This window comes from Leifsonia poae, from assembly GCF_020009625.1.
GTDB classification, from domain to species: domain Bacteria; phylum Actinomycetota; class Actinomycetes; order Actinomycetales; family Microbacteriaceae; genus Leifsonia; species Leifsonia poae_A.
This window is the reverse complement of the sequence record NZ_JAIHLP010000002.1, coordinates 3,719,300-3,746,226: the sequence shown is the minus strand read 5'-3', so window position 1 is coordinate 3,746,226 and position 26,927 is coordinate 3,719,300. Positions and strand designations below refer to the sequence as shown.

General features: G+C 69.5%; 25 protein-coding genes and 2 pseudogenes. 19 read left to right on the top strand and 8 right to left on the bottom strand.

The features are described 5' to 3' along the window. Nucleotides 1–4 precede the first annotated feature (4 nt). Both K5L49_RS18500 and K5L49_RS18495 read left to right on the top strand, forming a co-directional pair. Nucleotides 5–370, top strand: a complete 366-nt coding sequence (locus K5L49_RS18500; RefSeq protein ID WP_223695006.1) for a Fe-S oxidoreductase — start codon at nucleotides 5–7, stop codon at nucleotides 368–370. After that, the gene (locus K5L49_RS18495; RefSeq protein ID WP_223695005.1) at nucleotides 367–1,215 is read left to right on the top strand and encodes an SDR family NAD(P)-dependent oxidoreductase; all 849 of its coding nucleotides are present in this window, start codon (nucleotides 367–369) and stop codon (nucleotides 1,213–1,215) included. Before K5L49_RS18500 ends, K5L49_RS18495 begins: the two co-directional genes overlap by 4 nt. Before the next feature lie 55 nt (nucleotides 1,216–1,270). On the opposite strand, the gene K5L49_RS18490 is transcribed toward K5L49_RS18495, so the two are convergent. After that, a complete protein-coding gene (locus K5L49_RS18490) occupies nucleotides 1,271–1,723 on the bottom strand; it encodes an SIP domain-containing protein (RefSeq protein WP_223695004.1) in 453 nt (150 codons plus the stop codon). A 129-nt stretch (nucleotides 1,724–1,852) separates the two neighbouring features. On the opposite strand from K5L49_RS18490, the gene K5L49_RS18485 reads away from it, so the two are divergent. After that, nucleotides 1,853–2,920 carry an ATP-dependent DNA ligase gene (locus tag K5L49_RS18485; RefSeq protein WP_223695003.1) on the top strand — a complete coding sequence of 356 codons (1,068 nt, stop codon included), beginning with the start codon at nucleotides 1,853–1,855 and terminating at the stop codon, nucleotides 2,918–2,920. A gap of 35 nt (nucleotides 2,921–2,955) precedes the next feature. On the opposite strand, the gene ligD is transcribed toward K5L49_RS18485, so the two are convergent. Further along, nucleotides 2,956–3,978, bottom strand: coding sequence for a non-homologous end-joining DNA ligase (gene ligD / locus K5L49_RS18480; RefSeq protein WP_223695002.1), 1,023 nt, complete (start codon nucleotides 3,976–3,978; stop codon nucleotides 2,956–2,958). A gap of 100 nt (nucleotides 3,979–4,078) precedes the next feature. Between ligD and K5L49_RS18475 the strand changes: the two genes are divergently transcribed. Continuing rightward, complete coding sequence (locus tag K5L49_RS18475; RefSeq protein ID WP_223695335.1) at nucleotides 4,079–4,801, top strand: endonuclease/exonuclease/phosphatase family protein; 723 nt, start codon at nucleotides 4,079–4,081, stop codon at nucleotides 4,799–4,801. An 81-nt stretch (nucleotides 4,802–4,882) separates the two neighbouring features. After that, nucleotides 4,883–6,346, top strand: coding sequence for a lipase maturation factor family protein (locus tag K5L49_RS18470; RefSeq protein WP_223695001.1), 1,464 nt, complete (start codon nucleotides 4,883–4,885; stop codon nucleotides 6,344–6,346). On the opposite strand, the gene K5L49_RS18465 is transcribed toward K5L49_RS18470, so the two are convergent. Continuing rightward, a complete protein-coding gene (locus K5L49_RS18465; protein ID WP_223695000.1) occupies nucleotides 6,340–6,963 on the bottom strand; it encodes a hypothetical protein in 624 nt (207 codons plus the stop codon). The two genes, K5L49_RS18470 and K5L49_RS18465, sit on opposite strands and share 7 nt — an antisense overlap. A gap of 107 nt (nucleotides 6,964–7,070) precedes the next feature. Here K5L49_RS18465 and K5L49_RS18460 point away from each other — a divergent pair, with 107 nt between their 5' ends. From K5L49_RS18460 to K5L49_RS20590, 4 genes are all read left to right on the top strand, one after another. After that, nucleotides 7,071–7,373: a DUF1905 domain-containing protein gene (locus K5L49_RS18460; protein WP_223694999.1), complete on the top strand. Its 303-nt coding sequence runs from the start codon at nucleotides 7,071–7,073 to the stop codon at nucleotides 7,371–7,373. Nucleotides 7,374–7,487: 114 nt separating this feature from the next. Next, the gene (locus tag K5L49_RS18455; protein ID WP_223694998.1) at nucleotides 7,488–8,210 is read left to right on the top strand and encodes an IclR family transcriptional regulator; all 723 of its coding nucleotides are present in this window, start codon (nucleotides 7,488–7,490) and stop codon (nucleotides 8,208–8,210) included. 105 nt (nucleotides 8,211–8,315) lie between these two features. Beyond that, on the top strand, nucleotides 8,316–9,290 hold the full coding sequence (locus K5L49_RS18450) for an AraC-like ligand-binding domain-containing protein (protein ID WP_223694997.1): 975 nt from the start codon (nucleotides 8,316–8,318) through the stop codon (nucleotides 9,288–9,290). Between the two features lie 124 nt (nucleotides 9,291–9,414). Beyond that, complete coding sequence (locus K5L49_RS20590) at nucleotides 9,415–9,639, top strand: ATP-binding cassette domain-containing protein (protein WP_308116567.1); 225 nt, start codon at nucleotides 9,415–9,417, stop codon at nucleotides 9,637–9,639. Here the strand turns inward: K5L49_RS20590 and K5L49_RS18440 are convergent. After that, entirely contained in the window at nucleotides 9,569–10,369 is an 801-nt protein-coding gene (locus K5L49_RS18440; protein WP_223694996.1) for an SDR family NAD(P)-dependent oxidoreductase, read from the bottom strand. The genes K5L49_RS20590 and K5L49_RS18440 overlap by 71 nt on opposite strands. Nucleotides 10,370–10,392: 23 nt before the next feature. Next, nucleotides 10,393–11,148 (bottom strand): SDR family NAD(P)-dependent oxidoreductase, encoded by a 756-nt coding sequence (locus K5L49_RS18435; protein ID WP_223694995.1) that lies wholly within the window; start codon nucleotides 11,146–11,148, stop codon nucleotides 10,393–10,395. 189 nt (nucleotides 11,149–11,337) lie between these two features. Here K5L49_RS18435 and K5L49_RS18430 point away from each other — a divergent pair, with 189 nt between their 5' ends. The 5 genes and pseudogenes from K5L49_RS18430 (at nucleotide 11,338) to K5L49_RS18410 (ending at nucleotide 18,183) form a co-directional block, all read left to right on the top strand. Continuing rightward, entirely contained in the window at nucleotides 11,338–12,819 is a 1,482-nt protein-coding gene (locus K5L49_RS18430; RefSeq protein ID WP_223694994.1) for an APC family permease, read from the top strand. A 105-nt stretch (nucleotides 12,820–12,924) separates the two neighbouring features. Next, the gene (locus K5L49_RS18425) at nucleotides 12,925–14,910 is read left to right on the top strand and encodes a primary-amine oxidase (RefSeq protein WP_223694993.1); all 1,986 of its coding nucleotides are present in this window, start codon (nucleotides 12,925–12,927) and stop codon (nucleotides 14,908–14,910) included. 33 nt (nucleotides 14,911–14,943) lie between these two features. Continuing rightward, nucleotides 14,944–15,789 carry a molybdenum cofactor biosynthesis F family protein gene (locus K5L49_RS18420; RefSeq protein WP_223694992.1) on the top strand — a complete coding sequence of 282 codons (846 nt, stop codon included), beginning with the start codon at nucleotides 14,944–14,946 and terminating at the stop codon, nucleotides 15,787–15,789. After that, nucleotides 15,789–17,443: pseudogene (locus K5L49_RS18415) on the top strand (amidohydrolase). The gene K5L49_RS18420 and the pseudogene K5L49_RS18415 overlap by 1 nt, the downstream one beginning before the upstream one ends. A gap of 146 nt (nucleotides 17,444–17,589) precedes the next feature. Continuing rightward, a complete protein-coding gene (locus K5L49_RS18410) occupies nucleotides 17,590–18,183 on the top strand; it encodes a TetR/AcrR family transcriptional regulator (protein WP_223694991.1) in 594 nt (197 codons plus the stop codon). Between the two features lie 74 nt (nucleotides 18,184–18,257). On the opposite strand, the gene K5L49_RS18405 is transcribed toward K5L49_RS18410, so the two are convergent. Then, nucleotides 18,258–19,247 (bottom strand): methyltransferase family protein, encoded by a 990-nt coding sequence (locus K5L49_RS18405; RefSeq protein ID WP_223694990.1) that lies wholly within the window; start codon nucleotides 19,245–19,247, stop codon nucleotides 18,258–18,260. A gap of 156 nt (nucleotides 19,248–19,403) precedes the next feature. Between K5L49_RS18405 and K5L49_RS18400 the strand changes: the two genes are divergently transcribed. Beyond that, a complete protein-coding gene (locus K5L49_RS18400) occupies nucleotides 19,404–20,150 on the top strand; it encodes an alpha/beta fold hydrolase (protein WP_223694989.1) in 747 nt (248 codons plus the stop codon). Between the two features lie 5 nt (nucleotides 20,151–20,155). Here K5L49_RS18400 and K5L49_RS18395 read toward each other — a convergent pair. Beyond that, nucleotides 20,156–21,033 (bottom strand): annotated as a pseudogene (locus K5L49_RS18395) (aldo/keto reductase). A gap of 193 nt (nucleotides 21,034–21,226) precedes the next feature. Here K5L49_RS18395 and K5L49_RS18390 point away from each other — a divergent pair. Further along, nucleotides 21,227–21,967, top strand: a complete 741-nt coding sequence (locus K5L49_RS18390) for an SDR family NAD(P)-dependent oxidoreductase (RefSeq protein ID WP_223694988.1) — start codon at nucleotides 21,227–21,229, stop codon at nucleotides 21,965–21,967. Nucleotides 21,968–22,100: 133 nt separating this feature from the next. Here K5L49_RS18390 and K5L49_RS18385 read toward each other — a convergent pair whose 3' ends face one another. Continuing rightward, nucleotides 22,101–23,531 (bottom strand): amidohydrolase, encoded by a 1,431-nt coding sequence (locus tag K5L49_RS18385; protein ID WP_223694987.1) that lies wholly within the window; start codon nucleotides 23,529–23,531, stop codon nucleotides 22,101–22,103. Between the two features lie 117 nt (nucleotides 23,532–23,648). Between K5L49_RS18385 and K5L49_RS18380 the strand changes: the two genes are divergently transcribed. The 3 genes from K5L49_RS18380 (at nucleotide 23,649) to K5L49_RS18370 (ending at nucleotide 26,920) form a co-directional block, all read left to right on the top strand. Further along, nucleotides 23,649–24,758 (top strand): zinc-binding dehydrogenase, encoded by a 1,110-nt coding sequence (locus K5L49_RS18380; RefSeq protein WP_223694986.1) that lies wholly within the window; start codon nucleotides 23,649–23,651, stop codon nucleotides 24,756–24,758. A 30-nt stretch (nucleotides 24,759–24,788) separates the two neighbouring features. Beyond that, nucleotides 24,789–25,769 carry an aldo/keto reductase gene (locus K5L49_RS18375; RefSeq protein WP_223694985.1) on the top strand — a complete coding sequence of 327 codons (981 nt, stop codon included), beginning with the start codon at nucleotides 24,789–24,791 and terminating at the stop codon, nucleotides 25,767–25,769. A gap of 119 nt (nucleotides 25,770–25,888) precedes the next feature. Next, on the top strand, nucleotides 25,889–26,920 hold the full coding sequence (locus K5L49_RS18370; RefSeq protein WP_445158945.1) for an alpha/beta hydrolase fold domain-containing protein: 1,032 nt from the start codon (nucleotides 25,889–25,891) through the stop codon (nucleotides 26,918–26,920). Nucleotides 26,921–26,927: the final 7 nt, after the last annotated feature.

Below are 26,927 nucleotides of genomic sequence, written 5' to 3'. Positions count from 1 at the left end.
ACGGATGCGCGCGATCAAACAGCTCGTGCTCGATTCGCCGATCAGTTGGCTGGGCTACCTCTATGCGACAGCGGTCGGACTGGTCTGGGGCTTCCTCTGGAGCACCGGCCGCGTCGAACGCCGGCAGGGCCTCTTCGTGTTCCGGGGCATGCCGCCCCGCACTTTCGGCCGCGGCGGTTCGTGCGTCGGTGGCTGCTACCTCACGGCGCAGAACGTCACCGATGACGTGCTGGAGCACGAGGCGATCCACAAACGGCAGTGGCAGCGTTATGGCATGCTCTTCCCCCTGCTCTACCTCGTCGCCGGACGCGACCCGTTGAAGAATCGATTCGAGATCGAAGCCGGTCTCGAGAAGGGCGGCTACCTGTGAGCGGCCAGTCGACACCCCGCACGATCGTCCTCACCGGTGCGAGTTCCGGCATCGGCGTCGTCGCGGCCGAGCAGCTCGCCGCGCAGGGCAACGAGATCGCCATCGTCGGCCGCAACCCCGAGCGCACGCGGGCGGTCGCAGAACGGGTCGGCGGCACCCCGTTCCTCGCCGACTTCGAACGATTGGCCGATGTGCACGCGCTGGCCGATGCCCTGCTGCAACGCTACGAGCGGATCGATGTGCTCGCCAACAACGCGGGCGGCCTCTACGCCAAACGCGAGATCACGGTCGACGGCCACGAACGGACCATCCAGACCAACCATCTGGCGCCATTCCTGCTCACCAAACTGCTGCTGCCGCGCCTCGAAAGCACCGCCGAAGCCGGCCATCCGGTGCGCGTGGTGTCAACCGCGAGCGTCGCCAACCGGTTCGGCCGGCTGCGCCTCGACGACCTCGACTTCGCCCAACGCCCCTGGATGGGCGGCTGGCGCGCGTACGGAACCGCGAAGCTCGCCACGATCCTCTTCATCCGCGAACTCGCCGAACGCCTCACCGGAACCGGGATCGACGCGTTCTCGTTCCATCCGGGAACGATCGCCACGAACTTCGGCCTGTCCTCCCCGCTGATCCGTTTCGGTTCGGCAGTCACCCGGGGAGGCTACGGCATCGGCGTCGACCGCGGTGCCGCGCCCCTTGTGATGCTCGCAACCGACAGCCCGGTCGGTGCGCCGAGCGGAACCTACTTCGACCGCCTCCGCGCCAACGGTGTAATGCGTCACCAGGCCAAGAACGCGCAATTGGGGCGCGACCTCTGGAACGTCAGCGCCGAGATCGTGGGCGTCTGACCCCGGCGGCGCCCCTCATCGCGGGAATGCGCCCCTCGTCGCGGCAGCAGGAAGGCTAGTGCGAGACCGAGGACGCGACCGTGACGGCCTCGTTCGACATGCCGACCTCGATCGCCAGATGCTCGCGGATCTCCGACACGAGAGCGAACCCGCCGGAGATGATCGCGCGCGTCTCCCCGGGGCCGTCGCACAGCATCTCGGCCGTCCACGCCCGCACAGCACGGGTCGCCGCTTCGCCTTTCGCGCACAACTCGCCGGTGCCCGGGCGCCCGCTGCGGCGCGAGCGCGCCAACCAGGTGATGGTCATGCGCATCGGAATCGCCAGGGCGACAGCATCTTCGGGATGCTCGACCTCGACGAAGACCCGGCCCCGCGCACACAACGGCAGCAGCGCCAGCTCCGCTTCGAGCTCCGGCAGCGACGACTCATCCCCGACGATGAGGAACTGCACCCGGTCGTCGTGGTGGGCGGTGGTCGCGGTGTGAGTCGCGTGCTCTGGTCGATACATGGCTTCTCCAGTATAGGCGAGCCTTACCTAACCTCGATGCGTTCCGGGCGGATGCCCAGCCGCCCGGAAACGTCTGAACTCTCCCGACCGCGCCTTCCCTCAGCGGCGCGACAAGGGCATGATCGTGCTATGAATCCGACGGCGGAGAACCCGATCGCACCCATGCTCGCCAAAGCCGTTGCCGCGGTCCCCTCCCCCGACTCCGCGGAGGGCGGCCTCAGCTACGAGCCCAAGTGGGACGGATTCCGCGCCATCGTCTATGCCGACGGCTCCGGGAGCACCGTCGATTCCGTCGAGATCGGCAGTCGCGGCTCCAAAATGCTCACCCGCTACTTCCCGGAACTCATCTCCGCCTTCCAACGTCTCCTGCCGTCAGCCTGCGTGCTCGATGGCGAGATCGTCGTGCCCACCGGACCGGTCGGAACCCAGCACCTCGACTGGGAGGCCCTCTCGCAGCGCATCCACCCGGCCGCCAGGCGGGTGGCGCTTCTCGCCGAGCAGACACCGGCGATGTTCATCGCCTTCGACCTGCTCGCGCTCGGGGACGAATCGTTGCTCGATCGCCCTTTCGCCGAGCGCCGCGCCGTGCTGGAGAAGTTCGCCGGAAAGCTACCAGAGCCGCTCCGGCTCACCCGCACCACGACAGATGTGGAGCTCGCCCGACGCTGGCTCATCGAGTTCGAGGGCGCCGGGCTCGACGGCGTGGTCGCCAAGCCGCTCGCCTTCCCGTACACGCCGAACAAACGCACGATGCTGAAGATCAAACACCATCGCACGGCCGATGTCGTGGCGCTCGGCTACCGCATCCACACCAGCGGCCGAGGTGTCGGGTCGGTGCTGCTCGGCCTCTTCGACGCCGACGGCGCGCTCCGCAACATCGGCGGAGTCTCCGCATTCAGCGATGCGCGGCGCCTCGAGCTGATCGACGAGCTGGAGCCCCTGGTCGACCGCGACGAGTCTGGGAAGGCGGTCACCGGAGAGACCGAACGCAGCCGGTTCTCCGCCGGCAAAGACGTCTCGTTCGTGCGTCTACGGCCCGAGCGCGTGCTCGAGGTGCGCTACGACCAGATGGAGGGGATGCGTTTTCGCCACACGGCCCAGTTCGAGCGCTGGCGCCCGGACCGCGAGGCCGCCTCATGCACCTTCGAGCAGCTCGATCGTCCGATCGCGTACGACCTCGCCGCGGTGCTCGGCTGAACGGCGAACGGGATGCGCTCGTGCGCTCGCGCGGTTCAGTGCGCCTTTCTCGCCCGGCTCGGCTGCACGCGGGGCGGCTCCCCGGGCATCTTGGGATAGTCGGGCGGAAACGGGAGCTCCCCGAGCCCGGACTCGCTGTCGCGCTGCCACCAGGCGAGCAGGGTGTCGATACGCCCCGGCTCGTCGTCGAATGACGCCCAGGCGTCGCCGACCGAGGCCAGGCGATCGGGCACGGTCAGAATGGTGTGCTCCCGCGGATCGGCCGACTCGAGCTCATCCCAGGTGAGCGGGGTGGAGACAGGCGCGTGGGCCAGCGCGCGCGGACTGTACGCCCCGGCCATCGTGCGATCGCGGTTCGCCTGGTTGAAGTCGACGAAGATGCGTTCGCCGCGCTCCTCCTTCCACCACGCGGTGGTGACCTCGTTCGGCATCCGTCGTTCGAGTTCACGAGCGGCGGCGATGACCGCGTGCCGAACGTCGAGGAACTCGTGCGTCGGCTCGATCGGCGCGAAGACGTGCAGGCCCCGGTTGCCCGACGTTTTGACGAAGGCGTCGAGTCCGGCCTCGGCGAGCACCGCCCGCAATTCGATCGCCGCCGGGATGGCGTCGTCGAAGTCGGTTCCCGGCTGCGGGTCGAGGTCGATCCTCAATTGATCGGGGTTGTCCGAGTTCTCCGCGCGCGAGGGCCACGGGTGGAACACGACGGTGTTCATCTGCACGGCCCAGACGGCGGCCGCCGGCTCGTCCACGACGAGTTGCGGGTGGGTTCTCGCGCTCGGATAGACCACCATGACCGAGCGCACGAACTCGGGAGCACCGCGCGGCGGGTTCTTGGAGAAGAACTGCTCGCCGTCGATCCCGCCGGGGAAGCGTTGCAGCGAAACCGGGCGGTCCCCGTTGGCGCGCACGAATGCGTCGCCGACGGCGACGAGGTAGTTCGCGAGGTCGAGTTTCGTGATACCGAGCTCTGGCCAGAGCACGCGACCGGGGCTCGTCAGACGAACCTCGCGGTCGCCGTGGGGCCCGGGGACGGTGATGACAACTGCTTCGCCTGCCATGCGTCCACCGTACTCGCCGCGGTTTCCGGGGGATGGCTCTCGTGTGAATTCCGTGTGCGATACCCCGTCGACGCTCGCTTTCGACCGTTTCTGGGCCAGAATGTTGTCGCATCCGCGCTCACCGTGCGGATGCGCGAGAAGAGGGATCCCACTGAGAATCGTCAGCTACAACCTGCGAAAGCACGCCGCCGGTCATGAGCTCGCCGACATCGCTGTCGCACACGATGTCGACGCGCTGTGCCTGCAGGAGTGCGACGCGGAGGCCCTCCCCGAACGGCTGCACCACCTGATCCTCGCCGATGCCACCAAGGCCAACCGTCTCGGGCTGGCGATCTACGTGCGCGAGAGCCGTTACGACATCCTCGAGACTCGCGTGTTCGCGATCCAGAAATCGGTGCACGACCGGGTGCTCGCCCCGGCCCACGAGCGCCTGCTCGCTGTGTATCTGCACGATCGTGAGACGAGCGAAGACGTTCTCGTCGGCTCCTTCCACGCCGCCCCGCTGACGGCCTCCAACTCATTGCGCCGCAAACAGATCGCCGCAGCGCACGCCGGGATGCGCTCGCTCGCCGAGGACATCCCCGCTGTGATGGTGGGCGACTTCAACTACCCCTGGTTCATCCGCGGTCTGGAACGACGGCTCACCACCACCGGATACGCGCTCATGCGCAGCACCGAGCCGACCTATCTGCGCTACAAGTTCTTCACCGGCTACTTCGACTTCGTCACCTCGACCGGGTTCGACATCGATCACGTCGATGTGCTCCCGGCCGGCGCCTCGGACCACCGCGCCATCAGTCTGGACGCCCAGCTCGCCGCCTGAGGCGCCTCGGCACCCGCATCCGATCCGCTTGGCCGCCCACTGCGGCGTAGTGTTGAGCCGTTTCGAGGCGGGCGGTGCGGAATGAACGTGTTCGGCTGGCTCGCGGGCGGCGACTACACGATCGCCCGCGAAGTGCTGCAGCGAGGCGTCGCCGCTCTGTTCCTCGTGGCTTTCGTCTCGGCGGTGAACCAGTTCCCGGCGCTGCTCGGTGAGCATGGCCTGCTCCCGGTGCGTCGCTTTCTTGAGACCGCCTACGGACGGCGCCAGCCCACGATCTTCCGCCGGCACTACAGCGACAGGATGCTGCTGACCGTGGCATGGGCGGGCGCCGGGCTGTCGGCGACGCTCGTGGTCGGCATCCCGCAACTGCTGCCGTCGTGGGCGCTCGTGGCCGTGTTCCTGACCGTCTGGCTGTTCGGGCTCTCTCTCGTGAACGTCGGGCAGACGTTCTACGCGTTCGGCTGGGAGAGCCTGCTGGTCGAGGCCGGCTTCACCGTCGCCTTTCTCGGTGCGCACGACACGGCACCGCCGCTGACGATCGTCTTCCTGCTGCGCTGGCTCGTGTTCCGGCTCGAATTCGGGGCGGGGATGATCAAGATGCGCGGGGACCGTTCCTGGCGCGATCTCACCGCGCTCTTCTACCACCACGAGACGCAGCCGATGCCGAACCCGTTGAGCCGCATGGCCCATCTGCTGCCCCACTGGTGGCATCGGGTCGAGGTGCTCGGCAATCATGTCGCGCAGCTCATCGTTCCCTGGCTGCTCTTCGCCCCGCAGCCGGTGGCGAGCGCGGCGGCCGCCGTCGTCATCCTGACACAGCTCTGGCTCGTGGCCACCGGAAACTTCGCCTGGCTGAATGCGATCACGATCGTGCTGGCGTTCTCGGCCGTCAGCGACCCCGTGCTGTCGACGGTCTTCGGCACGCCGGTGGGCGGCGTCGGCGCGGTCGACGTGCCGCCCTGGTTCGGCGTCGTGGCGGTGGCGGCGAGCATCCTGCTGATCGTGCTCTCCTGGCGTCCGCTCGCCAATCTGTTCTCGCCCACCCAGCTGATGAACGCCAGCTTCAATCGCTGGCACCTCGTCAACGCCTACGGGGCGTTCGGCAGCGTGACGAAGCACCGGGACGAGGTCATCGTCGAGGGGACGCTGGATGACCCGCGCTCGCCCGACGCCCTCTGGCGCGAGTACCCGTTCAAGGGCAAACCCGGGGATGTGCGGCTCCGGCCGCGACAGTTCGCGCCCTACCATCTGCGCCTCGACTGGCTCATGTGGTTTCTCGCCCTGGGCTCGCGGGACACGCGCTGGTTCGAGGTCTTCCTGGTGCGACTGCTCGAAGGGGACGCCCCGACCCTGCGGCTTCTGCGCTCCGATCCGTTCGAGGGCTCGCGCCCGCGAGCTGTGCGGGCCCGGCTGTTCCACTACCGCTTCACGACGCGGGCGGAGAAGCGCGCGAGCGGCGACCACTGGCATCGCACCGAGGCCGGAACGCTGGTGCCGCCGATCACCCTCCCCGCCGGGGGCGTCGGGCGGCACGACGCTCAGTAGCCGCCGCGCTCGTCCTCGAGGCGGGCGAGATCCCGCAGGATGAGGAGCTTGAGCCGGGCGGGACGCTCGGCCTCGTAGTTCGCCTTGAGCGCCTCCGCGCCCGAGAAGGCGTCGAGAGAGGCTTCGATGGCCTGGCCGACCTCATCCCACGCGTCCTGCCGGGCGCGCTCGACGATGGCGAGGAGCTCTGGTTCGCTGGCCGCGCGTTCTCGCAGCGCTGCCGCGAGCTCGATCGCGGCCGCCTCCCGATGCCGGAGGTTGCCGCCGTCGACATCGCGGTAGTCGTGGGGATGCCTCGCATCGCCCCCGCGCCCGGCGACGGCCCGCCAGGTCTCCGCCGCGCGTGCGGCGGCCTGGATCTGCTCGTCGGCGAGCTCGTGCAGCATCGCGGCAGCCTGCGCGGTGTGGCGGGAGGGGTCGAAGTCGTTGCCATCCTGGATGGTGTCGACGACGATGTGGTTCTTCACCGCCATGCGCGTGGCGTAGTCGGCCAGCAGCATCCCCTCATCCACGGATTGGTCGACGGTGACCGGGGCCGGCTCGTCGAGAGCGTTCTCGTCGAACGGGCGCACCCGGGGCGCGGCGGGGCGCCGTCGGAACCAGTTCGGCCAGCGCATCCGTCTCCTCGCGAACGGGGCGACGGGGAACGGCGCCGCCCTGCATCCATTCTTGCCGACAATAGCGGAGGGGAGACGGGATCGTCGGAATGGGGCAGAGTGGACGCATGGCTGGCATCCGGTACGAATTCGAGGCAGAGCTATGGCGTTGGGAGGCACGCAGAGATCTGTGGGTGTTCGCCCGGCTGCCTCAGGACGTGTCGGAGGAGATCCACGACCGTCCGCATCCGCCGGCCGGATTCGGCTCGGTGAAAGTGATGGTGACCCTCGGCGGTTCGCGCTGGTCGACATCGATCTTCCCGGAGTCGGCCGACGGCGCGTACATTGTCGCCATCAAAGGATCCGTGCGCACGAAAGAGGGCGTCGGACTCGGGGATGTGGTGCGGGTCGGCATCGAGACGATGCTGTAGCCGGCCGCGCACAGCCGGTGTCAGCGTCGACGCGGGTGTCGGCATCGACGCCGACATCAGCATCCACCCCGCCGTCGCGAACGGCTCGGCGAGCGGATGCGCCAGAATGGCTGCATGGCCGCCGCATCCGACACCCCCGACGGCGGCAGCACGCCCCATTCGCAAACGCTCGCACGCGGGATCCGGATGCTCGAGATCCTCGCCGAAGCGGAGGAACCGATGAGCATCGCGGCCGTGTCGGCAGCGCTCGGGGTGCACCGTTCGATCGCGTACCGCATCCTGCGCACCCTCGAAGACCACGGGCTCGTCGTCCGCGACGCCGGCGGGGCACTGCAATTGGGTCCGCGGCTGGCCGCGCTCGCCCGGTCGGTGTCGCGCGATCTGCAGGCGGCCGCCCTGCCCACGCTGACCGCGGTCGCCAATGAGCTGACGATGACCGCCTTCCTCACCGTGCTCGACCGGCACGACGTCGTGACGCTCGTGAGCGTTGAGCCGAGCCATGCGCACGCCGTGCTCGTCCAGCGGCCGGGAACCCGGCATCCGCTGGCTTCGGGCGCACCCGGCATCGCGATCCAGTCGGTCTTGAGCGAGGCGCAGTGGCGCGACCTCGGCGGCGAGCATCCCCGCGCCGAGGCGGCCGAAGCACGGGTGCGGGGGTACGCCACCAGCCACGACGAGGTGATTCCGGGGCTCGCGTCGGTTGCGGTGCCCCTGACCGTCGCAGGCCAGCCGGTGGCGGCGATCGCCGTGGTCTACGTGGCGAGCGAGCACGATGCGGTGGCGATCGGCGCACGCCTGCGCGCGGCGGTCTCGACGATCGCCCGCGACCTCGACTAGAGGCGTCCCGGCGCGAGGGTGGACTGCGCCGTTTGCGTGCACAGGTGATATGGTCCGTATCACGGATCGTATACAGTGTCGTCGCGAACCGAGTGAGGTGACCCCGTGCTCAGCAGTTCTCCCCCGCAGCTCAGCGGCTCCAGCCCTGTGACTACGTCCATCGCCCGGAACTTCAGCGAGTTCCGCACCGCGGTGTCGGAGTCCTTCGTGCCCCTGCACGTGACGAGCTCGCATCCCGACCCGTTCTGGGGACGGATCCGCTCGGCCAGCGCCGACGATGTGCACGTGTCGGAGGTGAATGCGGCGCAGCACGTCGTGGAGCGCACCCCCGAACTCATCGCGCGGGCCGACCGTCACTATTTCAAGCTCAGTCTGATGCTCGCCGGCACCGGCATGCTCATCCAGGACGATCGCGAGGCGGTTCTCCAACCCGGAGATCTCGCCGTCTACGACACGCACCGGCCGTACACGCTCGTGTTCGACGACGACTTCCGCACGATGGTCGTGATGTTCCCGAAGCATCTCATCGACCTTCCGCCGGAGGTCGTGGCGCAGCTCACCGCAGTGCGGATGAGTGGCAAGACCGGGGTCGGCAGCATCATCGTGCCCTTCCTGGCCCAACTCGTCGGTAACCTCGAACAGCTCTCCGGCACCACCGGCACCCGCCTCGCTCACAGCGCCCTCGACCTCGTGACGACCATGTTCGCGAACGAGCTCGACGTGAACCGCGGCCCGGCGAGCTCGCACCAGGCGCTGATGCAGCGCATCCGGGGCTACATCGACGCCAACCTCGCCTCCACCGACCTGGGGCCGACGCAGATCGCCTCCGCCCACTTCATCTCCACGCGGCATCTGCACGGGCTCTTCCGCGAACAGGGGACGACCGTCTCCTCCTGGATCCGCGCCCGGCGGCTGGAACGATGCCGCCGCGACCTGCTGAACCCGCTCTACGCCGACCGTCCTGTCGCGGCGATCGCGGCCCGCTGGGGTTTCGTGGATGCAGCCCACTTCAGTCGCGTGTTCAAGGCGGCCTACGCCGAGTCGCCGAGCGACGTGCGCGCCGCCGGCCGCGCCGCCTAATCCTCAGGCCCAACCCCCGTCGGGTGTCGGTGACGGCGAGGCCGTGCGCCGATCCGGCCGTCATAAGGGCCCATATGGGTGAAACGGAGATGCTGTCAGCGCGCTCGTCCTCGAAGAGGTCACGGTGAGCCGGGGGGCGGGCCCGGTGATCAGCGACGTCAGCCTCCGCGTCGAACCGGGGCGGATCACCGCCCTCGTAGGCCCGAACGGCGCCGGCAAGATGAGTCGGCTGGAGTCGGTGTCGGGCATCGTCGCGCCGAGCAGCGGAACGATCAGCCTCAGGCGAGCGGGATGGTGGGCACATCGACGATGTGCGCGCCTCCGTCGGCGACGATGGTGGCACCGGTGATGTACGACGACTCATTCGAACCGAGGAAGCGGATGACGGCGGCGATCTCTTCGGGCTGTGCCGGGCGGCCGAGTGGCACATCGGCGGTGACGATCTCGTAGCCGCGTTCGCGACTGTCGAGGCCGGCGCTGCGCGCGAACTCGTCCATCTCCTCGTCCGCCATCGGAGTCTGCACCCAGCCGGGGCAGACCGCGTTGACCCGCACGCCGAAGCGACCGTAGTCGCGGGCCAGGGTGCGGGTGAGGCCGATGAGCGCGTGCTTGCCCACCGTGTATCCGGCCACGCCCGGGCCGGCGAACAGGCCGGCGAGCGACGACACGACGACGATCTGGCCGTGGGATTCGATCAACTGGGGCAGGGCCGCCCGGGCCAGCACGAACGCCGTCGTGACGTTCGTACGAAACGCGAGCTCCCACGCGTCGTCGTCGGTGTCGAGCACCGTCGCGAGGCCGTGTCCACCGGCGTTGGCGACCACGACGTCGATGCGTCCGAGCTCGGTGACGACGCGTCGGACGGCCGCCTCGGCGTCCGTACGCACGCTCGCGTCGGCCACGATCGCCAGACCGCGGGTCTCGGCGGCCACCGCCTCGATCGGCGCCGCACGGCGGCCGACGAGGACGACGCGTGCGCCCTCCGCGGCGTACCGGCGGGCGGTGGCGGCACCGATGCCGGTGCCTCCCCCGGTGATGACGACGACTTTGCCTGCGACGGATGCTCCGGTGACGGACACGGGACCTGCTTTCTGGGTGGGGGTCAGGCGGGGAAGGACGACCGGGCGAGATACCCGAAGTCAGAGACGAGCGCCTGGCCGTTGACCGGGCGGGATGCGGGCGAAGCGAGATACAGCACGTGCCGGGCGACCTCATCCGGCGTCTGCACCGGGAAGTCGGCCGCCGCGAAACCGTTGGGCCCGATGCCGAGATCGGCTCGCGCCATCGGGGTGTCGACGACCGACGGGCAGACGCAGTTGACCCGCACACCGTCGATGGCGAGGTCGACCGAGAGTGCCCGGGTGAGCTGCAGCACGGCGCCCTTCGAGGCGTTGTAGGGCACCATGCCCGGTGCCGCGACGAAGCTCGAGTCGGAGGCGAGCAGCACGACCGCCGGCATCGACGACCGGCGCAGATGCCGCAGGGCGTGCTTGACGATCAGAAACGGCCCGGTGACATTGACCGCGAGGACGGCGTTCCAATCGGCGAGGGCGATCTCGTCCACCGGTCGCCCGAACGGCCCCGAGATGCCGGCGCAGCCCACGACGATGTCGAGACCGTCGAACCGGCGGGCGATGGTGTCGACGGCGGAGCGCATCCCGCCCTCGTCGGTGACGTCGGCGGCGACGAAGAGGGCGTCCGGGCCCAGTTCTTCGGCGAGCGCGGAGCCGGCGGCCTCGTCCCGGTCGATCAACCCCACCCGCGCACCCTCGCCGATCAGAGCCCGGGCGCAGGCGCGGCCGATGCCGGAAGCCGCGCCGGTGACGACGGCGACAGCGGTGCTGAGCCTCAGCTCCATGAACGACCTCTCTGGGGGAAACGGGTGAGGCAATCCTGCCCTCCCGCGACGGCGCCGCGGAACGTCTCTGCGCTCGCGGCCAAGTCCCGTGCTGAGATCGGCAAGGCCAGGCACCTCGGGAGCAAGCAGACTTCCGTCAAAGGTCGAATCCGACTGTCCGATCGTGACCAGCCCAGCAAAGGAGCTGATGTGTCGCAAGCCACTCCCCCCACCGCAGGACAGCTGCGCAAGAACGCGCTCGGCGTCGCCGGGATCGTGTTCCTCGTTCTCGCCGCCGTCGCACCGCTGACCGGTGTCGTCGTCGTCGCCTCCCTGGCGATCGCACTCGGCAACGGCGGCGGCACCCCGATGTCGTTCCTGATCGTCGCGATCATCCTGCTGTTGTTCGCGGTCGGCTACGCGCAGATGTCAAAGCAGCTGGTGAACGCCGGCGGCTTCTACGCGTTCGTCGTGAAAGGCCTCGGCCGCACCGGTGGCCTGGTCGCCGGCTTCATCGCCACGATCGGCTACAACTTCTTCGTCGTCGGCACGATCGGCACCAGCGGCTTCTTCATGCAGACAGTGATCGCCGACCTCACCGGCTTCAACCTGCACTGGTACGTGTGGGGTCTGCTGTCGATCATCGTGTCGTTCATCCTCGCCCGGCAGGGGGTGGACTTCAGCTCGAAGATCCTCGGCGTCTCGCTGGTGCTGGAGACGCTCATCCTGCTGGTGTTCGACTTCTCGGTGCTGTTCCAGACCGGCTTCCGCATCGAGGCGTTCAGCCTGCAGGCGCTGTTCTCGGGCTCGCTGCCGATCGGGCTCCTGCTGGCCGCCACCGGCTTCCTCGGTTTCGAAGCGACCGCACTGTTCAGCGAGGAGGCGCGGACCCCGCTGCGCACCATTCCGCGGGCCACGTATGTGGCGATCTGCAGCATCGCCTTCATCCTCGGGTTCACCACCTGGGCGGTCGTCAGCGCCACGGGAGTCGAGCAGGCCCAGAAGGTGGCGACCGAGCACCTGGCCAACGGCGACCTGGTGTTCAGCCTCTCGCAGAAGTACCTCGGCACGGCGATGACCGACATCATGATGATCCTGTTGCTGGTGAGCCTGTTCGCCGCGATGCTCGCCTTCCACAACTCCGCCACCCGCTACCTCTTCTCGCTCGGGCGCGCCGGCGTGCTCCCCCGCGCCCTCGCCAAGACCCGGGCCAACGGCGCACCGCAGGTCGCAGGCATCGTGCAGGCCGTGTTCGCCGCCGTCGTCGCCGGGCTGTTCGCCCTCTCCGGGCTCGACCCGATCTCGTCGCTCGTGCCGAGCATGATCGGCTTCGGCACCCTGTGCATCCTCGTGCTGCAGGCGCTGGCGGCGATCTCGATCATCGTGCACTTCCGCCGGGCGAACGACCCGCGTTGGTGGAGCACCTTCGTCGCGCCGGGCATCGGATTCGTCGGGCTGCTCTCGATCGTGATCCTGGCGATCTTCAACTTCAACATCGTGGCCGGCTCGGACGCGTTGGCGGTCAACCTGCTCCCGCTGCTGCTCGTCGTCGCCCTGGTCGGCGGCGTCGGATACGGCGCCTACCTGCGCAAGCGCAAGCCAGCGGTCTATGCCGGCCTCGACCACGACCTGGAGAGCTTCGACGCCCCGACCGCCGGCGAAGAAGACAGCCACGTCAAAACCCTCGGGTAGGCATCGACCGGACACTTCGCTTCCGGTCAACACCTGCTCGCTGCCAGACAAGTGCCCCGCCGACGGCACCGGGATACTGAACAGACCACCACGAGAAAGATGTTCATGTCTGAGCACCACCACACCAGCACGGTGACCGCGCCGACCAGCGTCACCCACCCCCTCGACGCCCTCACGGCTGACGAGATCGCCCGCGGGCGCCGCATCCTGCAGGGTGCCGGGTACGTCACGGCGACGACCCGGTTTCCGTCGGTGCTGCCGGTGGAACCGACCAAGGAGGCCGTCACGGCGTTCCGGCCGGGCGACGCGATCGAGCGATGCATCCTGTTCGTGGTGCTCGATACCGCGACGGGGGTCTGCGCCGAAGTGGTGGTCTCGGTGACCTCGGATGCGGTGGTCGGCACGACCGAGCTCGCAACCGGCACGGCGCCGTACGGGCAACCCCAGTACCTGCTCGAGGAGTACCAGCAGGCCGAGCAGATCGCGAAAGCCTCGCCGCAGTGGCGGGCCGCGATGGAACGCCGCGGCCTCGCCGACCGCGCTGAGCTCGCCTTCTGCGCGCCGCTCGCGCCCGGACACTTCAACCGGGCCGACGAGGTGGGCCGCCGGGTCATCCGATCGCTCACCTTTCTGCGGTCGAGCCCGGACGACTCGCCCTGGTCGCATCCGGTCGAAGGTCTCATCGTTCACATCGACCTCACCCGCGCCGAGGTCATCCGGGTCGAAGACGAGGGCGACACCCCGGTTCCCGCCCTCGACGGCAACTACGACGCGGCCACCGTCGGCCCGGCCCGCACGAGCCTCAAACCGATCGAGATCACCCAACCCGAAGGCCCGAGCTTCCGCGTCGACGGGCAGGCCGTGGAGTGGGAGAACTGGAAGTTCCGCGTCGGGTTCAATGCCCGCGAAGGGCTGGTGCTGAACCAGGTGACGTTCCGCGACGGCGACGAGGACCGATCGGTGCTCGCCCGCGCCTCCGTGCCCGAGATGGTGGTGCCCTACGGCGACACGACGCCGACCCGGTTCTGGATCAGCTACTTCGACGCCGGTGAATACCTGCTCGGCAAGAACGCGAACAGTCTCACCCTCGGCTGCGACTGCCTGGGCGTCATCCACTACTTCGACGGGGTCGTCGCCGACGACCACGGCAACCCGGTGACCATCCCGCAGGTCGTGTGCATGCACGAGGAGGACTACGGGATCCTCTGGAAGCACACCGATCTGAACGGCAAAGCGGAAGTGCGCCGCTCCCGCCGCCTCGTCGTGTCGTACTTCTCCACCATCGGCAACTACGACTACGGATTCTTCTGGTACTTCTACCTGGACGGCACGATCCAGGTCGAGGCGAAAGCCACCGGCATCGTCTTCGCCGGCGCGGGCGCCCCCGGGTCGATCGACCCGCACGCCACCGAGATCGCCCCCGGACTGTTCGCCCCCGTGCACCAGCATCTGTTCTGCGCACGCCTCGACGTGGCGATCGACGGCGAACGCAACTCGCTGGCGGAAGTCGACGTCGTCGGCATCCCGATCGGCGAGGACAATCCGCACGGAAACGCCTTCACCTGGCAGACCACCCCGCTGCGCCGCGAATCCGAGACCGGGCGGCTCGCGGATGCGACGAAGGCCCGGGTGTGGGAGGTCACCAGCGCCGACCGACGCAACGCGGTGGGCAAACCTACCGCGTTCCACCTGGTGCCGCAGCCGAGCGCGACGCTCATGGCGCAGCCCGAGTCGACCGTGTTCGGGCGTGCCACTTTCGCCACCAAGCACCTGTGGGCGACCGCGTTCGACCCCGCCGAACGGTTCCCCGCCGGCGACTACCCGAATGCGCACGCCGGCGGTGCAGGCATCCCGGCGTGGACCGCCGCGGACCGCTCGCTCGACGAGACCGACATCGTGCTGTGGCACGTGTTCGGCCCGACCCACATCCCGCGACCGGAGGACTGGCCGATCATGCCGGTCGACTACTCCGGCTTCCTGTTCAAGCCATACGGGTTCCTCGACCGCAACCCGGCGCTCGACCTGCCGGACGGCGCCGCCGCCTCCGCCTGCTGCGGCGGCGCCGACGACGCCTGCACCTGCACCCACTGACCGCCGCGAGACCAGCACCCCGAACGGAGAACCATGACCGCCAACACCGGCGAGTACGCCGCACCCACCCTCTCTGACACTTCGACCTGGCTGCCGCTCGACGGCCTGGCACCGGGCTTCGACGCCAACAAGGCGCCGCACAGCAGCGACCTGACCGGCCGCACGGTCACCCTCGTCGACGAGCGCGGCACCCGGATCGCGCACACCTTCGCCGAGAGCCGCGTCGAGTGGTCGTACCAGCCGGGTGCCACGGATCCGCTTCCCGCCTCCGCGGGCGCCGACGACTACGAAGCATTCCTCGTCGACACCGGGCTCTACTTCGTGCAGTTCCACCACGAGAGCAACCCCGTCGAGGCCGTGACCGTCGTGCTCGACCTCACCGCCGGACGGGCACTCTCGGTCGTGCAGGCCATCGGCGACCTGCTGCCCGGCACGACCGCCGTGCGCCAGCTGTTCGTCCCCTCGCGCATCGAAGGGATCGAGACGACCGGCGTCGAGCCCGCCCGGACCAGGGCGCTCATCGGCCGACGCGTCATGTGGGTCTACAGCCCGGTGCACGCCTACGAGCACATCTACCTCAGCCCGCAGTGGTACACCTGGCAGTGCCTCGCCGGCCCCGAGAAAGGCCTCGCCGACACGGACGAGAACTCGGTATGGGAGATCCGCCCCGGCATCTACCTCTTCGCCTGGCGCGAGAAGGTCATCCCCTGCGCCTCGGTGACGATCGCCGACCACCGCAATGTGCGCTCCATCCGCTCGCACGGTGCGCTGTTCGGTCTCGACGAGACCGGGACCGTTCCCACCCACTTCACCTTCGGCGCCTACGGCCGCCTGATCAGCACCACAGTGCACCCCGACCCGTACGACCCCGCCGTCTGATGGTCGAGTTCGCCGACCTGCTGTTGACGAACGCACGGATCCGCCCGATCGACCCGACCCGCTCGGTGCAGGACGCTCTGGCGGTGCGCGAGGGACGCATCCTCGCCCTCGGATCGGCCGCCGAGCTCGAACACCACCGGGGGCCGGCGACGACCGTGCTCGACCTGGGCGGCGCATCCGTGCTCCCCGGCTTCGTCGATGTGCACAACCACCACGCGCACGCCGGCAAGGCCGACCTTTTCGAGCTGACCTTCTCGAGCGGAGCCGGCACGGCCGAGATCCTCGAGGCCGTCCGCGTCGCCGCCGCCGGCAGAGGGCCGAACGAATGGATTGTCGGCAGCAGCTGGGGAACCGGCCTGCTCGACGAACTCAGCCACGCCTCGGCCCGCCACGGGCTCGACGCCGCGGCAGGCGGACGGCCGGTGCTCCTCACCGACGACAGCCACCACAACCGCTGGGTCAGCTCCCGCGCACTCGAGGAAGCGGGAATCACCGCGGCCACGCCAAACCCGGAATCAGGGGTGATCGTGCGCGACCCTGACACGGGCGAACCCAGCGGCGTGCTGCTCGAAGCGGCCGGTCTGCTGGTCGAGGCGGTGGCCCAACCGGCCACGCGCCTCACGCCGGAACAGCACCAGGCCGCATCCGCTCGGGGCATCGAGATCGCGCACAGCTACGGCATCACTGCGTTCCAGGATGCGGCGATCTCGCTCGATGCGATGCGCGCTCTCAGAGCGCTCGACGACCGCGGCGAGCTGCACTCCTGGGTCGTCTCGAGCATGACCGTCAACGACCAGATCTTCGGCTACACCGAACTCGGCGACCAGCTGATCGCCCACCGGGACGAGCTGCGGAGCGACCATCACCGACCTGACTTCATCAAGATCTTCCTCGACGGCACCCCGCCCGCCCACAGCGGCGCGTTCCTCGACCCGTATCTGCCCTCCGAGGCCCACGGCGCCCACTTCCACGGCGCCACGACGATGCCGGCCGAAGAACTCCTCGGCTGGCTGCGCCACACCGCCGGGCTCGGTATCTCGGCCAAGATCCACTGCTCCGGCGACGCGGCCGTGCGGATGGTGCTCGACGCCGTCGAGACAGTGCGGACCGAGGGACACGCAGAGCCGCTCTACCAGATCGCCCACGGCCAGTTCATCCACCCGAGCGACCTCCCCCGCTTCGCCGCGCTCGGGTGTCGGCCGATATCTCCCCTTTCCTCTGGTTCCCGGGTGTGATCGCGGACGCACTCAGCACTGTGCGGCCCGCCGCAGAGGTCGCCGGCCTGCAGCCGAACCGCTCGCTGATCGACTCCGGCGCCCTCGTCGCCGGCGGATCGGACTGGCCGGTGAGCGAGACACCGAACGCGTGGGAGGGTATTCAGGGGCTCGTGACCCGCGCAGACCCGTCGGGGTTGCGCCCGGGAACCCTCGGGCGGGAGCAGGCCATCACCCTCGCCGAAGCGATCGAGGTGTTCACGATCAACGCCGCCCGCGCGATGGGTCTCAGCGAGGTGACCGGGTCGCTGGAGCCGGGCAAATCCGCCGACTTCGTGGTGCTCGACCGCGACCCGTACTCCACCCCCGAGAACGGGCTGGCGCGCATCCGGGTCGACCAGACCTGGTTCGCCGGGCGGAAGGTCTTCGAACGCTCCTAGCCGGTTCCTCGCTCCTGACGTTCTCAGGGTCGGTGTTCACGGTCGGCGCGTCGCAGAGCACCGGCCACGGCAACCCGACGACGTTGCCCTACACTTGTAGACGACTTGTGCGCCGCCGTCGGCGGCCGTCGGCCGAGGGGGAAGAGATGCCCAAGGTGATCGACCACGATCAGCGCCGCAGCGACATCATCGACGTGACCTGGGGGCTGATCGTCAAGGGCGGCCTCGAGGCGGCGACGATGCGCGAGATCGCCACGGAAGCAGGCTTCGCCAACGGGGCCCTCAAACACTACTTCCCCGGCAAAGACGAGATCATCCAGGGAACGTACGAGCGTGCGCTCGGCATGATGGGCGAGCATGTGGCTGCCGCCGTCGGCGATAAGAAGGGGCTCGAAGCCCTGCGCGCGGTCATCCTCGCAACGGCGCCGCTCGAGCCGGATGCGGTGACGGCCGGTCGTGTGCTGCTCACCTTCTGGGAACGCGCCGTCTCCAACGAAGAACTGCACAGTGCCTACCTCGCCCACCTGGACTCCTGGCGCGAGGGGCTCGCCACCTACATCGCCGACGGCCGCGCCGCCGGCGACATCGTGACCGCGACGCCCGACGAGCAATTGGTCGACGAGATCGTGCTGATGAACGTCGGCTCCACGATCATGAGCCTCATCGCCCCGCAGCGCTCGACACCGACGCTGCTCCGCGCACAGCTCGAAGACTTCCTCACCCGCCTCGCCACCCCCTGAAACATTTGTGCCAAATGTCGGCCCTCAGCGGGGCAGAGTCGACATCTGGCACAAATGTTCGTGCGGGTGGATGGTCAGGAGGCGGTGGCCAGGAGGATGCGCGGGCTGCCGGGCAGGGATACCGTGCGCGTCGGAGTCCAGCCCGTCGCCGTGAGCCAGTCGCGCACGACCGACTCCGGGTAGACGACGGTTCCGTCGATGTTGTAGTACTCCCCCGCGTGCATGGCGTCGATGGCACGCTGTTCGGCGTCGTCGTCGAGGAAGAAGTCGAGCACGACGAGCGTCGCGCCGTCGACGGCGGCCGCGCGGGCGTGCTCGAAGATGCCGCGGTTCTCAGCCGCGCCGAAGCGGTGGATGACATGGTTCACCAGCACGAGGTCGTGTTCGCCCCGTGGCTCGGCGGTGGCGGTGGCCGCACCCTCGACGCTCGCGCGATCGGCGAGTCCGGCCGCGGCGACGGCCTGCTCCACCGACGCTGTCATCTCGGGGTCGAAGACGAAGCGGGTCTTCAGTGACGGGTTGGCCCGCATCCCATTGACGGCGAACGCCGGGCTGAGTCCGCCCAGGTCGAGCGCACTGCGGTACGGCGTGAAGTCGAAGTTCTGCGCGAGCATCGAGGCGTGCAGCTCGTTGTAGGTCATCACTCCGGCGAGAAAGTCTGCCCAGCCGGCCTCGTCGAGGTCGAGGGTCCCGGGCTCGTCGGTGTCGACGGTCCTGTCGTAGCCGAGCCACTGGGGGTAGCTCGTCGCGTTGAGGAACGCGAGGAATGGCGCGAGGTCGAGTTCGGCGCGGTCGCCGGTGAGGTAGGCGGCACTGTCCACGGTGAGTGAATACTCGCCTCCCGTGCGCTCGAGCAGCCCCTGGGCGGCCATGCTGTCGGCGAGGATGCGCAGTTGGCGTTCGGGGACCCCGGTGGCGGCGGCGAGACCGGCGACCGGGAGCGGGCCGTCGGCGAGAGCGGAGAACAGGCCGACGCGGCTTGCGGCGAACAGTTGCTTGGCGCCCATGAAGCCGATTGCGAGGTCGACGATCGCGGCGGGGGTGGCGGAACGGGTCGTGGTCACTTTCACGCTCTTTCTGTCGTGGTGCCGCCGTCGGTGGAACCCCGGACGGCGATGTCAGGGTTATTTTCTACTACCATAGACAAAAAACGGGACGGCGACCAGTCCGACGCATCGGGCGCGGCGTCGCCCACGTCGCCCGCGTCGAAGGAGACCACAATGACCCGCCCCGCCCTCGCCACTCGCACAGCCGGCCACAACGGCGTCGACGCCGCACATCCGCTCGTCGTCCTGCTGCACGGCTTCGCCGCCTCGGGATCTGCCGACTACGAGGCGACGGGATGGCCCCGGAGCCTCGCCGCCGCCGGCCGGCGCACCCTGGTGGTCGACCTCCCCGGGCACGGCGGCTCCCCCGCCATCGAGACGGCCGCCGCCGGCACGACGACGACGGTCGTCACCGCGATCCTCGCGGCGATCGAGGCGGCCGAGCCCGCGGGCCCGGTGGATGTGATCGGCTATTCGCTCGGTGCGCGACTCGCTTGGGAGCTTCCCGCCGCCTCCGCCGGTCGTGTGCGCCGGCTCGTCCTGGGCGGGCTCAGCCCGTTCGAACCATTCACCGCCGTCGACATCCCCGCCCTGCGTGCCGCGCTCGCCGGCGGCGACACCCCGGCCGACCCCCTCACCGGCCTGATGACCGGGATGCTGCGGACCCCCGGACTCGATTCCGCATCATTGGCGAACCTCATGGAGGGCCTCGGCTCGGAGCCGTTCACCCCGGCCGCAAACCCGCCCGCGGTGCCGACCCTGCTCGTCGCCGGCGCGGACGACCGGATGACCGAGGGCATCGACGCGCTCGCCGCCGATCTCCCTCTCGTCGAGCTGCTCCGCGTGCCCGGCGACCACCGCGGCACGCTCGACAGCGCCGGCTTCCGCGCCGCCGCGCTCGCCTTCCTCGCGCGCCCCTGACCCGCTCAGGGCGTCCAGGTGCCGCCGGGGTCGAGGCGCCCGTCGAGCCAGAGTGCAGCGGTCGCTTCGCGGAGCGCAGGGACACCGACGCGATCGAGCAGAGCGAGGGCGCCGAGGTTGTCCTCCAGCTGTTCACCGCGACTCACCCCGAAGAGCACGTTCGCGGTCGCCGGGTTGGCGAGTGCGAAGGCGAGTCCGAGCTGGGTGGGCGTGGCTCCGCACGCGGCGGCGATGCGTTCGACCTCGGGATAGGCCGCGACGATCCGCTCACGAATGCCGCCCACATCTGCCCCGATCTTGCGCTGCGGGGCGAGCTTGCCGGCGAGGATGCCTCCTTCGAACACATCCGAGGCCTGCAGCGCGAGCCGCTCCGAGCGGAACAGCTCGCCGTAGAACGCGCCTTCGGCCATGGTGCGCCGCACGAGGCTGTACTTGAGCTGCGCGAAGGTGGGCGGGGTGAGACCTTCGACTTCGGCGAAGTCGAGGGCGAGTGTCGTGTCGCGGATGGTCCAGTTGTTGACCCCCAGGCGTCGAACCGGCCGGCCTCGATCTCGGCGGCGACGTCGGTGACGACGCGGCGCACATCCAACTCGCCGAAGTAGTCGCCCACGACGACGAGGTCTGCCCTGTCGACACCGATCCGATCGAGCGAGGTGGCCATCTGGTCGGCAAAACCGGTCTGCGGGTACTCCCACAGCCAGAGCTTTCCGCACAGGAGGTAGTCGTCGCGGGCGAGCCCCGAGGCGCGCACCGCCTCCCCGAAGTGGATGTCGGTTCGCGCCTGCTCGGCGTGCGGGCCCATGTTGTAGTGCGCGACGTCGAAGAACGCGGCACCCACCTCATGGGCGCGACGGATGAGGGCGACAGCATCGTCGAACGCCATACGGTCCCAGGTGTTCCATGAGCCGAGCGAGAAGACCGGGACGGACGGTCCGCCCGGCCCGAGGGTGCGCGTGGGAACGGTTTCGGTGAATGTCATGGCTGGCCTCCGGCACGCATCGTCGCTTTATTTTCTACGTTTGTATAATATACCGCTGAGTGTCCGATGGCGGGCACAGCGACAAGAAGGAGTCCCCGTGACCGAGCCCCGCACCATCCTGATCACCGGCGGAGGCGGCGGCATCGGCCGCGGCATCGCCGAAGCGTTCCTCGCAAACGGCGACCGCGTGGTGCTCGCCGACGTCGACGCCGATGCGGTGGCCCACGTCGCCTCCGAGATCGGCGCCGACGCGATCGCCCTCGACATCACCGATCCGGATGCGGTGGCTGCCGCCATCGACCAGATCGCCGCCGACCACGGCCCGCTCGAGGTGCTCGTGAACAACGCGGGAATCCTGTCACTGCACGGGCGACTCACCGACCTCGCGGTGGCCGACTACGACGCGATCGTGCGCGTGAACATCCTGGGCACCTTCGCTGTCACCCAGGCCGCCGCCCGCAGCATGATCGCCGCCGGAACCAGGGGCGCGATCGTGAACATCTCGTCGATCGGGGGGCGCCAACCGACGCCGGGCATGGGAGCTTACGAGTCGAGCAAGGCGGCCGTCGACTCGCTGACCCGCTGGGCGGCGATCGAGCTCGCCGGCAGCGGCATTCGGGTCAACGCCGTCGCCCCGGGGCCCGTGCTCACCCCGATGCTGCGACTCGGGATTCCGGAGGGCTCGCCCGAGCGCGCGGCCTGGGCCTCCCGGATCCCGCTCGGCCGCCTGGCAGAAGTGGACGACATCGCCCCGGCCGTGCTGTTCCTCGCCGGCCCCGGCGCCGCCCACATCACGGGGACCAGCCTCGCCGTGGACGGCGGCCAGCTGCTCACCTGAGCCGGGCACGCGCGCCCGCAGGCACCGAGGGGCCGCGACCCGCCGACCGAACCGGGAGGCGGCGTGTGCGACCCCTCGTCGTGCGCGCGGGCAGGCAGGCAGGCGCTAACGCTGAGAGGCAGGCAGGCGAGCGCTAACGCTGAGAGGCGGGCTGGCGCTCGTAGACGATCTCGCCGTCCACCACGGTGAGGTCGATGGCCACCTCGGGCAGCTCGGCGGGCGTCAGGTTCAGCGGGTCGGCTTCGAGCACGCAGAGGTCGGCCGCCTTCCGCGGTTCGAGGGAGCCCTTCCACGGTTCCGCGCCGTCCTGTCGCGCCGGGGCCGTCGTATACCCCCGCAGCAGGGCGAGCATCCGCTGCTCCCTGGCGCCGGCCGGGACCGGCCCCATCCATGCGTCGGCGTCAGCGATGCCGACCCGCCAATCGGGCGCCAGGATCGGCGCATCCGAGCTGAGCGACACCGAGACCCCCGCGCGGGCCGCCGCTTCGAGCGGCCAGGCCGCCGCCGCGACGGACTCCCCGAGCACCGAGCCGAGCCAAGCCGCGGTCTTCACCGCGATGCCCGGCTGCACGTTCCAGCCCATGCCCAGCTCGGCCATCCGCTCCAGCGCCTGCGGCGTGACCAGATCGCCGTGGATCACGTAGTGCCGCAACTCCCGGCGACTCTCCGCCAGTGCATCCGCCACAGCCGCCACTGTCGCATCGATGGTCCGATCACCGGTGGCGTGCACGCCGACCTGATAGCCGAGCCGGTTCGCCTCCAGGATCATCCGATGAAGATTGTCTTCGCGCTCCTGGCGGTCGAGCCCGGCGATCAGCAGGTCACCCGTGCTCCCATCCGGGTAGCTGTGGGTGGTCCAGGCCTGGCGCAGCGGCGGGATGCCGTCGGCGAAGATCTTGACGCCGGCCACGCGCAACCAGGTGGGCCGCGTGGTGTCACGTTCGAGTGCCCGCAGACCGGAAGTGAATCCGTGCAGCGTACTCGGACCATCCAACACGCCGAAGAGGGCGAGCACGTTCACCCGTGCCGTGAGCGCACGTTCGGACTCGAGTTCGACGTAAGCCTCGAACACCGATTGGGAGAAGCATCCGGTCGCACCGCCGTCTTCGCCCGGCCCGATCCCCGGCTCGGTGTAGCTGGTGATGCCGAGCGAGGCGATCAGCTCTCCGGCGCGCAGGATGGCGTCCCGCCGCTCCTGGTGGGTCGTGACGAGAGGCGCCGACGCACTCGTGTCGTGCGGGTCGGCGTCACTCCTCGCCGGACCGCCGTCTCCGGCCCCCGTCTCGCCGAACACCGTGTTCGGCCACATCGCGCCCAGCCAGGCGGCATGCAGGTGCGAGTCGTTGATGCCCGGGATCACCGCCCGGCCACCCAGCTCCACGACGCGCGTGCGACGCCCGATCGCGCTCTGCACATCGGCGTCGCTTCCCACACGGAGGATGCGACCGTGCCGCACGGCGATTGCCGTGCCGCGGGTGTCCTCCTCATCGAGCGTGAGAACGGTCCCTCCTCGCAGCACCAGCTCGGCGCTGGGGTCGGGACTGTCTCGGTTGGATCGCTGCACGTCTCCTCCTCGAGAGGCTCGCTATTTTGGTCAACGTATGTAGAATAACCCACATCGGCGACGGGGTCGACGGAGGACACGATCCGCGAGCCCCGCCCGGCGGAAACGGAGCATGCAATGACGATCCCCCTCTCCACCCGCGCCGCGGTCCTCACGGCCCACGGCGAAGCGCTCAGCCTGCAGGAGGTGCCTCTGCCGACCACGGTCGAGCCCGGCGCCGCCATTGTGCGCCTCACGTGCACGACGCTGTGCGGAACCGACATCGAGATCTGGTCCGGCACGATGACCTTCCCGGGCATGCTGCCGATGATCCTCGGCCACGAGATGGTCGGCGAGATCGTAGCGCTCGGCGAGGGGACATCGGATGCGCTCGGTCGCGCGCTGCACGTCGGCGACCGCATCGGCTGGTCGGAGTCGACGTGCGGCGAATGCTTCGGCTGCACGGTGCTTCGGCAGCCGGTGGCCTGCTCGAAACGGGGCTACGGCTTTTTGCAGCGCTCCGATGTTGCGCCGTTCGCCACCGCCGGCCTCGCCGAGTACGCCTACGTCACTCCCGGCGCCGCCAAGCTGCTCCTCCCCACCGAGGTGAAGGACACCTGGGCGTCGATGGCGGGATGCGCGGCCAAGACGGTGCTGCGGGCGTTCGATCGCGCCGGCGGGGTCCGCCCCGGTTCGCGCGTGGTCGTGCAGGGATCCGGCGCGCTCGGCATTTTCGCCACCGCCGTCGCCCACCTCTCCGGCGCGGGCACCGTGATCACCGTCGGCGCACCGGCCGACAGACTCGCCGCGGCCCGGCGGTTCGGAGCGGATGCGGTCGTCGACATCGCCGACGGCTCGGAGGAGTCCGTGCGGCGGGTGCTCGAGCTCACCGACGGCCAGGGCGCCGACCTCATCCTCGACCTCGCCGGAGCGCCGAGCGTCGGCCCCGAAGCGGTGGCCATGGCCGCCCAGCGCGGCACCTTCGTGGTGGTCGGCAGCACAGGCCCGGTCGGCGATCCGATCGCCCTCAGCACCATCATGGGCAAGGAGTTGACCGTGGTCGGCTCGCTCAACGGCGACATCGCCGACTACTACCGGGCGATCGAATTCTTCCGCAGCTTCGCCGGACGGCTCCCCTGGGACGAACTGTTCAGCGAACCCGTCGGGCTCTCGCACGCCTCGGCGAAGGTCGCCGCCATGAGTACATTCGGCGAGATCAAGGCCGTCATCGACCCCCGGCTCGCCTGAGCGGCATCCCAGAACAGGACGGACAGCATCATGACGACAAGCACCACGGGCACCGCCCGCATACCCACCCGGCCGATCGGGACCTCGGGCCTGGAGGCCTCCGTGCTCTCGCTCGGCTCCTGGCACACCTACGACCGGATGGACTTCTCCGACGCCGTGGAGATGGTGTCGTTCGCCGCCGAGCACGGCGTCACCCTCTTCGACGTCGGCGTCTACGGGGTGCGCGGCATGCAGCCGCCGCCCCTGACGGATGTGCTCTTCTCGGCGATCGTGCGTGCGGCCCGCCTCCGGCGCGAAGACTACCTGCTCTCGGAGAAGCTCTGGCTGGAAGGGTACGGCGACGACGGGTTCCGACCGCAGCTCGAACACGCCCTGTTCCGGGTGGGAAGCGACTACGCCGATCTGGTGATCCTCGGCGACCTGCGCCGCGACGACCTCGACCTGCGCGAGCTGGTGCTCGACCTCGCCTCGCTCACCGAGGCGGGCCTCATCCGGGCGTGGGGTGTGAACAACTGGTCGGCGGCGAACATCCAGGCGCTGCTCGATGTCGCCGCGGCCGAAGGCGTCGCCGGGCCGCAGATCGCCCAGCTCAAGTACAGCGTTTCCCGCCGCTCGATCCCCGACGGCGATCCGTTCGCCCGGCTGTTCGAGCAGGGGCTCACGATGCAGGCCTCCGATGTGATGGAGGGCGGCATCCTCGCCGGCAACATCGCGCCGACGCGCGAGGTCGGGCGCGACCCCGGATCTGTGCGCGAGCGCATCGTGCAGACGGTTCCGGGCCTGCGCGCTCTCGCCGCCGAATTCGACACGACACCCGCGCAACTGGCGGTCGCGTTCACCCTGACGCACCCGGCGGTGACGACGACTCTGTTCGGGGCGAGCCGTCTGGAGCAGGTGCGGCAGAATCTCGAGGCCGTCGACCTCGTCTCCCGGATCGGGGCGGAGACCCTGCGAGCGCGCGTCGAGCCGTTCTGGGTCGACCGTGACGTCGTCGACCCGGCCGGGCCTTGACCCCGGCCTGTCGCCCTCCCATCCCCGCATCGCCCACAGCCGCATCTCCCGCATCCGCATCGCCCGCACCTGCATCGCCCACACCTGCATCGCCCACACCCGCATCGCTAGGAGAACGCATGACCATCGCAGCCGACACCCGTTCCGTCACGCCCGTCCCGTTCGCGGCCGAGCTCACCCCCGTGCTCGACGCACTGGCGGCGAATCCGCAACCGCCGCTGAGTCGCGAGACACTGGCCCATGCCCGCGAGGGCGCGGCGACGATGTTCCCGAGCGCTGCCGACCTCATCGGCGAACGGCCCATCGACGTCGAGGAACGGGTGATCCCCGGCCCGGCCGGCGCGCCGACAGTCGAGATCACGGTGCTGAGTCCGCGTGGCCTCGATCGCGCGACGGCCGGCGTGCCCGCGCTGTACAACATCCACGGCGGCGGGATGATCGTCGGCCACCGCAGTTGGGAGAACGGCCGCCTGATCGACCTCGTCGCCGAGCTCGGCGTCGTGGCGGTCAACGTCGAATACCGGCTCGCCCCGGAAGACCCCTTCCCGGCCGGGGTCGAAGACTGCTACGCCGGACTCGTCTGGCTGTCCGAACACGCCGCTGAGCTCGGCATCGACCCGGCGCGGATCGTCGTCATGGGCGGGAGCGCCGGTGGAGGCTTCTCGGCCGCGGTCTCCCTGCTCGCACGCGATCGTCGTGGTCCCGAGCTCGCGGGCCAGCTCCTGCTGTGCCCGATGCTCGACAACACGAACACGACGGTGTCGAGCCACCAATACGCCGGCCTCGGCACCTGGACCCGCGAAGCCAATCTGCTGGCCTGGGGATGCGTGCTGGGCGACGACCTCGCGTTCAGCGACGCGGCCTCGTCTTACGCCTCCCCCACCCGTTCCGGTGACCTCACCGGCCTCCCCCGGCATTCGTCGAGGTGGGCGCCTCCGAGACGTTCCGCGACGAAGACGTCGAGTACGCGAGCCGAATCTGGGCGGTCGGCGGTCAGGCCGAGCTGCATGTGTGGTCGGGCGGATTCCACGGCTTCGACATCTACGCCCCCGAGAGCGAAATCACGAAGGCCGCCCTCGCCACGCGCTCGTCCTGGCTGCGCCGCATCCTCGATCTCTGACCTCCCGACTCCCCGTGCCGTGACGGCCTGACCGGATC

Excerpts from the sequence above, each read along its gene's own strand:
- K5L49_RS18500 (WP_223695006.1), top strand. The coding sequence starts at position 5 with ATGCGCGCGATCAAACAGCTCGTGCTCGATTCGCCGATCAGTTGGCTG.
- K5L49_RS18490 (WP_223695004.1), bottom strand. The coding sequence starts at position 1,723 with ATGTATCGACCAGAGCACGCGACTCACACCGCGACCACCGCCCACCAC.
- K5L49_RS18485 (WP_223695003.1), top strand. The coding sequence starts at position 1,853 with ATGAATCCGACGGCGGAGAACCCGATCGCACCCATGCTCGCCAAAGCC.
- ligD (WP_223695002.1), bottom strand. The coding sequence starts at position 3,978 with ATGGCAGGCGAAGCAGTTGTCATCACCGTCCCCGGGCCCCACGGCGAC.
- K5L49_RS18475 (WP_223695335.1), top strand. The coding sequence starts at position 4,079 with ATGTTGTCGCATCCGCGCTCACCGTGCGGATGCGCGAGAAGAGGGATC.
- K5L49_RS18470 (WP_223695001.1), top strand. The coding sequence starts at position 4,883 with ATGAACGTGTTCGGCTGGCTCGCGGGCGGCGACTACACGATCGCCCGC.
- K5L49_RS18465 (WP_223695000.1), bottom strand. The coding sequence starts at position 6,963 with ATGCGCTGGCCGAACTGGTTCCGACGGCGCCCCGCCGCGCCCCGGGTG.
- K5L49_RS18460 (WP_223694999.1), top strand. The coding sequence starts at position 7,071 with ATGGCTGGCATCCGGTACGAATTCGAGGCAGAGCTATGGCGTTGGGAG.
- K5L49_RS18455 (WP_223694998.1), top strand. The coding sequence starts at position 7,488 with ATGGCCGCCGCATCCGACACCCCCGACGGCGGCAGCACGCCCCATTCG.
- K5L49_RS18435 (WP_223694995.1), bottom strand. The coding sequence starts at position 11,148 with ATGGAGCTGAGGCTCAGCACCGCTGTCGCCGTCGTCACCGGCGCGGCT.
- K5L49_RS18425 (WP_223694993.1), top strand. The coding sequence starts at position 12,925 with ATGTCTGAGCACCACCACACCAGCACGGTGACCGCGCCGACCAGCGTC.
- K5L49_RS18420 (WP_223694992.1), top strand. The coding sequence starts at position 14,944 with ATGACCGCCAACACCGGCGAGTACGCCGCACCCACCCTCTCTGACACT.
- K5L49_RS18410 (WP_223694991.1), top strand. The coding sequence starts at position 17,590 with ATGCCCAAGGTGATCGACCACGATCAGCGCCGCAGCGACATCATCGAC.
- K5L49_RS18400 (WP_223694989.1), top strand. The coding sequence starts at position 19,404 with ATGACCCGCCCCGCCCTCGCCACTCGCACAGCCGGCCACAACGGCGTC.
- K5L49_RS18380 (WP_223694986.1), top strand. The coding sequence starts at position 23,649 with ATGACGATCCCCCTCTCCACCCGCGCCGCGGTCCTCACGGCCCACGGC.
- K5L49_RS18375 (WP_223694985.1), top strand. The coding sequence starts at position 24,789 with ATGACGACAAGCACCACGGGCACCGCCCGCATACCCACCCGGCCGATC.
- K5L49_RS18370 (WP_445158945.1), top strand. The coding sequence starts at position 25,889 with ATGACCATCGCAGCCGACACCCGTTCCGTCACGCCCGTCCCGTTCGCG.